7 protein-coding genes are annotated in these 10,510 nt (G+C 73.4%); 4 read left to right on the top strand and 3 right to left on the bottom strand.

Annotated features, from left to right (window positions below; genetic code table 11):
- Positions 1-17 precede the first annotated feature (17 nt).
- Positions 18-668 (top strand): YdcF family protein, encoded by a 651-nt coding sequence (locus LCD35_RS24520; RefSeq protein ID WP_224966849.1) that lies wholly within the window; start codon positions 18-20, stop codon positions 666-668.
- Here the strand turns inward: LCD35_RS24520 and LCD35_RS24525 are convergent.
- The 3 genes from LCD35_RS24525 to gltB all read right to left on the bottom strand — a co-directional run bounded on the left by LCD35_RS24525 (position 655) and on the right by gltB (position 7,014).
- Positions 655-867 (bottom strand): hypothetical protein, encoded by a 213-nt coding sequence (locus tag LCD35_RS24525; protein WP_224966850.1) that lies wholly within the window; start codon positions 865-867, stop codon positions 655-657. The genes LCD35_RS24520 and LCD35_RS24525 overlap by 14 nt on opposite strands.
- A 101-nt stretch (positions 868-968) precedes the next feature.
- Positions 969-2,471, bottom strand: a complete 1,503-nt coding sequence (locus tag LCD35_RS24530; RefSeq protein ID WP_225044976.1) for a glutamate synthase subunit beta — start codon at positions 2,469-2,471, stop codon at positions 969-971.
- Complete coding sequence (gene gltB, locus LCD35_RS24535; protein WP_225044978.1) at positions 2,464-7,014, bottom strand: glutamate synthase large subunit; 4,551 nt, start codon at positions 7,012-7,014, stop codon at positions 2,464-2,466. Before gltB ends, LCD35_RS24530 begins: the two co-directional genes overlap by 8 nt.
- 549 nt (positions 7,015-7,563) lie before the next feature.
- On the opposite strand from gltB, the gene LCD35_RS24540 reads away from it, so the two are divergent.
- From LCD35_RS24540 to LCD35_RS24550, 3 genes are read left to right on the top strand one after another with little or no spacing between them, the layout of a single operon-like run.
- Positions 7,564-8,538 (top strand): ABC transporter substrate-binding protein, encoded by a 975-nt coding sequence (locus LCD35_RS24540; protein WP_308016939.1) that lies wholly within the window; start codon positions 7,564-7,566, stop codon positions 8,536-8,538.
- 5 nt (positions 8,539-8,543) lie between these two features.
- Positions 8,544-9,563 (top strand): iron ABC transporter permease, encoded by a 1,020-nt coding sequence (locus LCD35_RS24545; RefSeq protein ID WP_224961868.1) that lies wholly within the window; start codon positions 8,544-8,546, stop codon positions 9,561-9,563.
- Entirely contained in the window at positions 9,560-10,342 is a 783-nt protein-coding gene (locus tag LCD35_RS24550) for an ABC transporter ATP-binding protein (RefSeq protein ID WP_224977805.1), read from the top strand. The genes LCD35_RS24545 and LCD35_RS24550 overlap by 4 nt, the downstream gene beginning before the upstream one ends.
- Positions 10,343-10,510 lie beyond the last annotated feature (168 nt).

The raw sequence follows: 10,510 nt of genomic DNA on the forward strand, positions 1-10,510 counted from the left end.
CGACGAGGGGGACTCCAGTGGTACCGACCGAATTGCTCGCCGACGTGCGGACGTTGTGGGACTACCACGACCTGCGGCACGAGCCGCGCCGGTGCGACGTGGGCGTGGGGCTCGGCAGCCACGACCTCGGGGTCGCCACCCGCACCGCCGAGCTGTACCACGAGGGCTGGTTCCCGCGGATCGTGTTCACCGGCGCCAACGCGCCCACCACCGTCGAGCGGTTCCCGCGCGGCGAGGCGGTGCACTTCCGGGAGCACGCGCTGGAACTCGGCGTGCCCGACGCGGCCATCACCGTGGAGCCGGCCGCCACCAACACCGGCGAGAACATCGACCTCACCCGCGCGCTGCTGGCCGAGCAGGGCCTGCTGCACGCCACGATCACGCTGATCTCCCGCCCGTACCAGCAGCGCCGCGCGCTCGCGACGGCGCAACGGCGGTGGCCCGAGGCGGAGTTCCGCTGCGCCGCGACCCGGCAGTCGCTGGCGGACTACGTCGAGAGCATCGGCGACCCGGACCGGGTGATCACCATGCTGGTGGGCGACACGCAGCGCATCACCCGCTACGCCGAGCTCGGGTTCGCCGCCCCGCAACCCGTGCCCGCCGAGGTGCACGAGGCCTACCTGCGGCTCGTCGAAGCGGGGTACACCGGCCGGCTCATCCCGAGCTGAGGCCGACCGAGGACACCGGCCACAGGCGGTAGCCGGTCCAGCCGTCCTGCTGGACCACCCACTTCGCCGGAACGCCCGGGTTGACCCCGCCCTGCGGCCACACCGTCAGGTAGGTGGCGGTGCTGCGCTCGTCCTCGGGCTTGCGCAGGGTGCGCGCCGAGACCCCGGCGACGGCCCGGGGAGGGAGCTTGAAGATCATCCGGCTCGCGCGTGGCCGGTTCGGCGGGAAGATCCCGTGAACCGGCCCACGCGAAAAGCCGTGCGGTGCAGGGCGAATCGTGCGAAACCGCCGCGAACGGATCAGACCGCGAGCGGCAGCGCCGTCGGGTGCACCGGCGACGGCAGATCGGAAGCGCCGGTCAGGTGCGCGTCCACCGCGTTCGCCACCGAGCGGCCCTCCGCGATCGCCCACACCACCAGCGAGGCGCCGCGGTGCGCGTCACCGCACACGAACACGCCCGGCGCCGAGGTCTCCCAGCCCGAGCCGCAGCCGATGGTGCCGCGCCCGGACAGCTCGATGCCGAGCCCGTCCAGCAGCGGCATGTGCTCCACGCCTTCGAAGCCGATCGCGAACAGCGCCAGGTCGCACGGCACCTCCTCGGCTTCCGCGGACACCGGCACCACCTGCCGCCTGCCGTCGGCGTCCCGCTCCACGCGCACCTCGCGCAGCCGCACCGCGCGCACGTGGCCCTCGTCGTCGCCGACGAACTCCTCCACGGCGACCGCGAACTTCCGCTCGCCCGCTTCCTCGTGCGCCGGGTAGGTGCGCAGCACGTACGGCCAGGTCGGCCACGGCGACAGGTCGTCGTCGCGACGCGTCGGCGGCTGCGGGTACTGGTCGAGCTGGGTCACGCTCAGCGCGCCCTGCCGGGTCGCGGTGCCGTAGCAGTCGGCGCCGGTGTCGCCGCCGCCGATGACGACGACGTGCTTGCCGTGCGCGGAGAGCGGGGTGGGGCCGTCGCCCTCCACCTCGCGGTTGGCGGGCACCAGGTGCTCCATCGCCAGGTGCACGCCGGTCAGCTCGCGGCCCGGCACGGTGCGGTCGTCGCGGCCGCGCAGCGCGCCCACCGCGAGCACCACGGCGTCGTGCCCGGCCCGCAGCTGCTCCACGGTCAGGTCCACGCCGACCTCGCAGCCGGTGACGAACTTCGTGCCCTCGGCGCGCATCTGGGCCAGCCGCCGGTCCAGGACGGACTTCTCCATCTTGAACTCGGGGATGCCGTAGCGGAGCAGGCCGCCGATGCGGTCGTCCCGCTCGTACACCGTCACCTCGTGCCCGGCGCGGGTCAGCTGCTGGGCCGCGGCCAGCCCCGCCGGGCCGGAGCCGACGACGGCGACCCGGTTGCCGGTGTGCGATTCGGGCGGGCTCGGGTGCACCTGGTCCTGGTCCCAGGCGACCTCCGCGATGGTCTCCTCGACGCGCTTGATCGTCACCGCGCCACCGGCGTCCGGGGAGATCGCCAGCACGCACGCCGCCTCGCACGGGGCGGGGCACAGCTTCCCGGTGAACTCCGGGAAGTTGTTCGTCGCGTGCAGCCGGTCGCTCGCCCGGTCCCACTGGCCGCGGCGCACCTGGTCGTTCCACTCCGGGATGAGGTTGCCCAGCGGACAACCCGCGGAACCCGAGTGGCAGAAGGGGATTCCGCAGTCCATGCAGCGCGCGGCCTGCGTGGACACCTCCGCCTTCTGGTCCGAAGTGGACAGCGCGGCGTAGACCTCGCGCCAGTCGCCGAGCCGCTCGTCGTACGGGCGCTTGGGCGCCTCGGCCCGGGAGAACTTCAGGAAACCCTTCGGGTCAGCCACGGGACGCCTCCATGATCGCCTCTTCCACGTCGCGGCCCTCGGAGCGGGCCAGCCGCATCGCCTCCAGCACCCGCGCGTAGTCGCGGGGCATGATCTTCGAGAACGCCGCGGAACGCCGCGTCCAGTCCCCCAGCAGCGACGCCGCCACCGTGGAACCCGTGAGCTCGTGGTGGCGCCGGACCACCTCGTGCAGCCACTTCAGGTCCTTCGCCGTCGGCTGCTGCACGTCCACCATCGCCGTGTTCACCCGAACCGGGTCGAGGTCGAGCACGTAGGCGATGCCGCCGGACATGCCCGCGGCCACGTTGCGCCCGGTGCCGCCGAGCACCACCGCGCGCCCGCCGGTCATGTACTCGAAGGCGTGGTCTCCCGCGCCCTCGGCGACCGCGGTGGCCCCCGAGTTCCGCACGCAGAACCGCTCCCCGACCTGGCCGCGCAGGAACAGCTCGCCGGAGGTGGCGCCGTAGCCGATCACGTTGCCCGCGATCACCTGGTCCTCGGCGGCGAACGCCGAATCCCGGTGCGGGCGCACCACGACGCGGCCGCCGGAGAGACCCTTGCCGACGTAGTCGTTCGCGTCGCCGACCATCTCCAGCGTCACGCCCGGCGGCAGGAACGCACCCAGCGACTGCCCGGCCGAGCCCTCCAGCTCCACCCGGATCGTGTCGTCCGGCAGGCCCGCGCCGCCGTAGCGGCGGGTGACCTCGGCGCCGAGCAGGGTGCCGACGGTGCGGTTGACGTTGCGCACCGGCAGCCGCAGCCGCACCGGGTGCGCGTCCTCCAGCGCCGCCTCGGCCAGCTGGATCAGCGTGCGGTCCAGGGCGTGGTCGAGGCCGTGGTCCTGCTCGCGGACGCGGCGGCGCACCGCCGAGTACGGGGTCTCCGGCTCGGCGAACAGCGGCGTCAGGTCCAGGCCGGTGGCCTTCCAGTGCTCCACCGCCTCGTCGGTGCGCAGCGCGCCGACCTGGCCGATCGCCTCGTCCAGCGTGCGGAAGCCCAGCTGCGCCAGGTGCTCGCGGACCTCCTCGGCGACGAACTCGAAGAAGTTGACCACGTGCTCGACCTGGCCGTTGTAGCGCTTGCGCAGCTCCGGGTTCTGGGTGGCCACGCCCACCGGACAGGTGTCCAGGTGGCAGACGCGCATCATCACGCAGCCCTCCACCACCAGCGGCGCGGTCGCGAAGCCGTACTCCTCGGCGCCGAGCAGCGCGGCGACCACCACGTCGCGGCCGGTCTTCATGCCGCCGTCGACCTGCACGGTGATCCGGTCCCGCAGCCCGTTGAGCAGCAGCGTCTGCTGCGTCTCGGCGAGCCCGATCTCCCAGGGGGTTCCCGCGTGCTTGAGCGAGGTCAGCGCCGCCGCACCGGTGCCGCCGTCGTGCCCAGACACCAGCACCACGTCCGCGTGCGCCTTGCTCACGCCGGCCGCGACCGTGCCCACGCCGACCGAGCTGACCAGCTTCACGTGCACCCGCGCCCGGTCGTTGGCGTTCTTCAGGTCGTGGATCAGCTGCGCCAGGTCCTCGATCGAGTAGATGTCGTGGTGCGGCGGCGGCGAGATCAGCCCGACGCCGGGCGTGGAGTGCCGCGTCTTCGCGATCCACGGGTACACCTTGTGCGCGGGCAGCTGGCCGCCCTCGCCGGGCTTCGCGCCCTGCGCCATCTTGATCTGCACGTCGGTCGCGTTGACCAGGTATTCGCTGGTGACGCCGAAGCGGCCGGAGGCGACCTGCTTGATGCCGGAGCGCCGCTCGTCGTCGTAGAGCCGGTCGGCGTCCTCGCCGCCCTCGCCGGAGTTGGAGCGGCCGCCGATGCGGTTCATCGCGATCGCCAGCGTCTCGTGCGCCTCCGCCGAGATCGCGCCGTAGCTCATGCCGCCGGTCGCGAACCGCTTCATGATCTCCGAGATCGGCTCGACCTCGTCGATCGAGATGGGGGCCCGGCCGCTGTCGAACTTGAACATGCCGCGCACCGTGCCGCCCTTGCGGGCCAGCCGGTCGCACTCGGCGGTGTACTCGCGGTACGCCTCGACCTTGCGGGTCTTCGTGGCGTGCTGCAGCAGGAACACCATCTCCGGGGAGAACAGGTGCAGTTCGCCTTCGCGCCGGTACGAGTACTCGCCGCCGACCTCCAGCCTGCGGTGCGCCCGGTCCGTCGGGTTGTCCGGGTAGGCGCGGCGGTGCCGCTGCGCGACCTCCTCGGCCAGCGCGTCCAGCTCGACCCCGCCGAGCTGGGTGCCGGTGCCGGTGAAGTACTCGGCGACCAGTTCCTTCGACAGGCCGACGGCCTCGAAGATCTGCGCGGCCGTGTAGGCGCCGACGGTGGAGATGCCCATCTTCGACATCACCTTCAGCACGCCCTTGACCAGCGCCTGCACGTAGTTGCGGATCGCCACCCGCGGCCGGATCCCGGTGATCTGGCCGGTCGCGATCATGTCCTCGATCGTCTCGAAGGCCAGGTACGGGTTGACCGCGGCGGCACCGAAGCCGAGCAGCGCGGCGATGTGGTGCACCTCGCGGGCGTCCCCGCTCTCCACCACCAGGGCCACCTTCAGCCGCTCCTTGGTGCGCACCAGGTGGTGGTGCACCGCGGAGACCAGCAGCAGCGACGGGATCGGCGCCATCCGGTGGTCCGAATCCCGGTCGGAGAGCACTAGTACCCGAGCGCCCGCGCGAATCGCCTCGGAGGCCTCCTCGCGCACCCGTTCGACCGCCTCCGCCAACGCCGCGCCACCGCCGTCGGCCTCGTACAGGCCGGACAGCACGGTGCAGGCGAAACCGGGCAGATCGCCGTCGGAGTTGATGTGGATGAGCTTCGCCAGCTCGTCGTTGTCGATCACCGGCGTCGGCAGCACCACGTGCCTGCACGAGGCCGCGACCGGCTCCAGCAGGTTCTGCTCCGGGCCCATCACCCGCGCCACCGAGGTGACGATCTCCTCCCGGATCGCGTCCAGCGGCGGGTTCGTGACCTGCGCGAAGTGCTGCACGAAGTAGTCGTAGAGCAGCCGGGAGCGCTGCGAAAACGCGGCCTGCGGGGTGTCCGAGCCCATGGAGCCCAGCGGTTCTCCCCCACCGGAGGCCATCGGCGCCAGCAGCAGCGACAGCTCCTCCTCGGTGTAGCCGAACGTCAGCTGGCGGCGCACCACCGACTCGTGGCTCTGCACCACGTGCTCGCGGTCCGCGAGCTGCCCCAGGTTCAGCTGACCCGCGTGCAGCCACTCCTCGTAGGCGTGCTGCTCGGCGAGCTCGGTCTTGATCTCGTCGTCGTCGACGACGCGGCCCTGCTCGGTGTCGATCAGGAACATGCGGCCCGGCTGCAGCCGGCCCTTCGCGACGATCTCCGCCGGGTCCAGGTCGAGCACCCCGGACTCGCTGGCCAGCACCACCCGGTCGTCGGAGGTGCGCCACCAGCGCGCCGGGCGCAGCCCGTTGCGGTCCAGCACCGCGCCCACCAGGGAACCGTCGGTGAAGGTGACGCAGGCCGGGCCGTCCCACGGCTCCATCAGGCCCGCGTGGAAGCGGTAGAACGCCTTGCGCTTCGGGTCCATCTCGGCGTGGTTCTCCCACGCCTCCGGGATCATCATCAGCACCGAGTGCGGCAGCGAGCGCCCGCCCAGGTGCAGCAGCTCCAGCACCTCGTCGAACGAGGCCGAGTCCGAGCCGTCCTCGGCGCAGATCGGGTACAGCCGGGACAGGTCGCCCGGGATCACGTCGGACTCCAGCAGCGCCTCCCGGGACCGCATCCGGTTCCGGTTCCCGCGGATCGTGTTGATCTCGCCGTTGTGCGCCATGTAGCGGAACGGGTGCGCCAGCGGCCACGACGGGAAGGTGTTCGTGGAGAACCGGCTGTGCACCACCGCGATCGCCGAGACCAGGCGCTCGTCGGTGAGGTCCGGGAAGAACAGCGGCAGCTGCTCGGTGGTCAGCATGCCCTTGTAGACGAAGGTGCGCGCCGACAGCGACGCGAAGTACAGCTCGGCGCCCTCCCGCGCGGACTCCCGCTCGGCGCGCTTGCGCAGGCAGAACGCCAGCCGGTCCAGCTCCAGCCCGGCCTGCCCGGCGGAGCCCTCGACCAGCAGCGTCGCGAAGTGCGGCATGCACTCCAGCGCGGTGGTGCCCACCCCGGCGGCCTCCGGTGCGATCGGCACCTCCCGCCAGCCCAGCACGCGCAGGTCCTCTTCGATCGCGATGCGCTCCACCAGCGCCACCGCCGCGGCGCGCAGCTCGGGATCGGCGGGCAGGAACGCGATGCCCGCCGCGTAGCGCGCGCGGCCGGCCGCATCCGGTTCGGGCAGGTCGAAGCCCGTGCAGGAGCGCAGCAGCTCGTCCGGCAGCTGCAGCAGCACCCCGGCGCCGTCACCGCTGGTCGGTTCCGCGCCGGCGGCCCCGCGGTGGTCGAGATTCGCCAGCGCGGTCATCGCATCGGACACGATGCCGTGCGAGCGGCGCCCCTGGACGTCGGCCACCATGGCGACCCCGCAGGAATCGTGCTCGGAAGCGGGGTCGTACAGACCCTGAGCGGCGGGAAAGGCAGAGAAGACCACTGCGCAAACCTCCCTCGTCGGTACTCGTGCGGAAAGACCACCGCGCACTCGCGTTGATCTCTTCTGGGCACGGGACGACGCTGGCCCGCGTGGGCGTCCGGCGCTGGACGGGTGGTCGGCCGAGCCGGGCAGCGGCACCGCACTCGGCGAAACGAGACCTTCGGCGGCCGAACCGGGCACCGGTGGCGACCGGGCTCGTGGGACTCGGTCCCGCAGGCGGCGCGGAACCGGGGAAGGCCACGAGCGCCTGGGATCGCGACCCCGGATTGAGACCGCAACCCAGGATTGAGACCGCGACCCCGGATTTCGACGAACCTTAACAAGCACGATACCCGGCAGCAGCACCGCAAGTCAGCTCTCGGCCCGCGTGAATATTCCGACGTCCGACCGAACCGCGTCAACCCCGCGGGCCCGCGGAACCCCTGGGCACCCGGCAACCGGGCAGGACGATCAGCTCCTGGTACCTTTCCAGCTCGGGGCGCTCGCGGCAGCGAATTCCGGTGCGTTCGCGCGGGCGTCGCCGTCCGCCACCGCACCCGGTGCGCACCCGTGGCGCACCGGCCCGACCACGAGGACGCCATGCTCGGGTTCCGCCGCCTCCCCGCCCTGCTGCTGACCGTGCTGGCCCTGCTGTTCGCAGGCACCGCGTGCGCCACGCGCACGCCCTCCCCGGCACCCGAAGCCCCCGTCGAGGACCCGGCGGCCGCGTTCCCCGCGAAGATCGTGCGCGCCGGCCAGGAACCGATCACGCTGCCCCAGCAGCCCAAGCACATCGTGTCGCTGAGTCCCACCGCCACCGAATCGCTCTACGCCATCGGCGCGGGCGACCAGGTGGAGGCCGCCGACCGGTCCTCCTCCTTCCCCGCCGACGCCCCCCGCACCGAGCTGAACGCGCTCAGCAGCGACGCCGCGGCCGTCGCCGGGCACGACCCGGACCTGGTGATCGCGCCCGACGGCGCCGGGAAGCTCGTCGAGGGGCTGCGCGAGCTGGAGATCCCGGTGCTCGTGACGCCCGCCGCGACATCGCTGGACGACGCCTACGCGCAGATCGAGACCCTCGGCCAGGCCACCGGGCACAGCAGGCAGGCGCGGGACGTCACGGCCCGGATGCGCGCCGACATCGCGAAGATCGTCGCCGACACGCCGAAGGCGCCGGAACCGCTGACCTACTTCCACGAGCTCAGCCCCGACTTCTACACCGCCACCTCGCGCAGCTTCATCGGCGACGTCTACGGCCTGTTCGGGCTCCGCAACATCGCCGACGACGCCGAGGGCGAGTACCCGCAGCTCGCGCAGGAGCGGATCGTGCAGGCCGACCCCGACCTGATCTTCCTCGCCGACTCGAAGTGCTGCGGCGCCACCGCGGACGCCGTCGCCGCCCGCCCCGGCTGGGACACCCTCACCGCCGTGCGGGAGCGCCGCGTCGTGACCCTCGACGAGGACGTCGCCGGGCGCTGGGGACCGCGCGTGGTCGACCTGGTGCGCGCGATCTCCGACTCCGTGTCCCGCGCCCAGCGGCCCTGAGCCGGGTGCGCGGCACGACGCGGCTGCGGCCCGTCCCGCTGCTGGCGGGCGTCGCGGCGCTGTTGCTGGCGCTGCTGGTCTCGGTGCTGCTCGGCGCCGCCGAGCTCGGCTGGACGCGGGTGCTCGCGGAGATCGGCGCGCAGCTCACCGGCGGCCACTCCCCGCTGTCCGAGCGGGAAGCGGCGATCCTGTGGCGGCTGCGGGTGCCGCGCGCGGTGCTCGGGGCGCTCGTCGGGGCCGCGCTCGCCGTGTCCGGCGCCGCCTTCCAGGGCGTGTTCCGCAACCCGCTCGCCGACCCGTACCTGCTCGGCGCGGCCAGCGGGGCGGGGCTCGCCGTCACCCTCGTGATCACCGTGCTGCCGGGCGCCGCCGGGGTACCCGGGGCCGCGCAGGCCGCCGCGTTCGCCGGTGCGCTCGGCGGCGTCGCCACCACCTGGCTGCTGGGCCGCGCCGCGGGCGGCGGGGCCGCGACGCTCGTGCTCGCCGGAGTCGCCGTCGGCGCGTTCCTGTCCGCCGGGCAGACCTTCCTGCAGCAGCTGCGGCTGGAGAGCCTGCAGCAGGTCTACATGTGGATCCTCGGGCGGTTGAGCACCGCGGGCTGGGGAGACGTGCTGCTGGTGCTGCCGCTGCTCGTGGTCTCCGGCGGGGTGCTGTGGGCGTGCGCCCGGCTGCTCGACGTGCTCGGCACCGGCGATGAGGAGGCCGCCTCGCTGGGCGTGCACCCCGGCCGGGTCCGCGCCGTCGTGCTGCTCGCCGCCTCGCTGGCCACCGCCGCCGCCGTGTCCGTCGCCGGGCTCATCGGGTTCGTCGGGCTCGTCGTCCCGCACCTGGTCCGGCTCGCCTTCGGCGGCGGCAACCGGATCGTGGTGCCGCTGTCGCTGCTGTTCGGCGGGGCGTTCCTGGTGCTCGCCGACGTGCTCGCGCGCAGCGTCCTCGCCCCCGCCGAACTGCCCATCGGGGTGATCACCGCGTTCACCGGCGCGCCGTTCTTCGCGCTGCTGCTGCACCGGAGCAGGCGCGCATGACCGAGCTGCGGGTGCGCGACCTGACCGCCGGGTACCGGCGGCGCACCGTGCTGACCGGGGTGTCGGCGCAGGTGCCCGCCGGTGGCTGGCTCGCCGTCATCGGGCCCAACGGGTCCGGGAAGTCCACGCTGCTCAAGGCCGTAGCCGGGCTGCTGCCGCACCGGGGGGACGTGCTCGTCGGCGGCAGGCCGCTGCACCGGGCGGGTCGCCGCGAACGGGCCCGGCTGCTGGCCTACTCGCCGCAGAGCCCGCAACTGCCGCCCGGGCTCACCGTCACCGACTACGTGCTGCTCGGCCGCACCCCGCACCTCGGACCGCTCGGGCGGGAAGGGCGCGGCGACCTCGCCGTGGTCGAGCACGTCGTCGAACGGCTCGACCTGGCCGGGCTGGCGCGGCGGCCGCTGGCGGAGCTGTCCGGGGGCGAGCGGCAGCGGGCCGTGCTCGGGCGGGCGCTGGCGCAGCGGTCCGGGGTGCTGCTGCTGGACGAACCGACCACGGGCCTCGACCTCGGGCACGCGCAGGCGCTGCTGGACCTGGTCGACGAGCTGCGGCGCGAACTGGGCACCACCGTCGTCACGACGCTGCACGACCTGACCATCTCCGCGCAGTACGCCGATCGGCTGCTGCTGCTCGCCGACGGCCGCACCGCCGCGCACGGACCGCCCGCCGAGGTGCTCACCCCGGCGGTGCTCACCGAGCACTACGACGCGCGGGTCGTGGTGCTCACCGCTCCCGACGGAACACCGGTGATCGCGCCGGTGCGGGTGCGGAGCGGCTGACCTCTCCGGGGCAGGTGGTGCTCGTCGGCGGCACCGCTGCCCTGGAACGGGCGATCCGCTCGTACGACGACCGGGGGGGGGCCGGGGGGGGGGGGGGGGGGGGGGGGGGCGCGGGGGGGGGGGCATGGTACTGCGGCGGGGGATGCAGGGGCGAGATCAACGAGGGGG

Source organism: Saccharopolyspora sp. 6V (genome assembly GCF_020176785.1).
Classification (GTDB): Bacteria; Actinomycetota; Actinomycetes; order Mycobacteriales; family Pseudonocardiaceae; genus Saccharopolyspora_C; species Saccharopolyspora_C gregorii.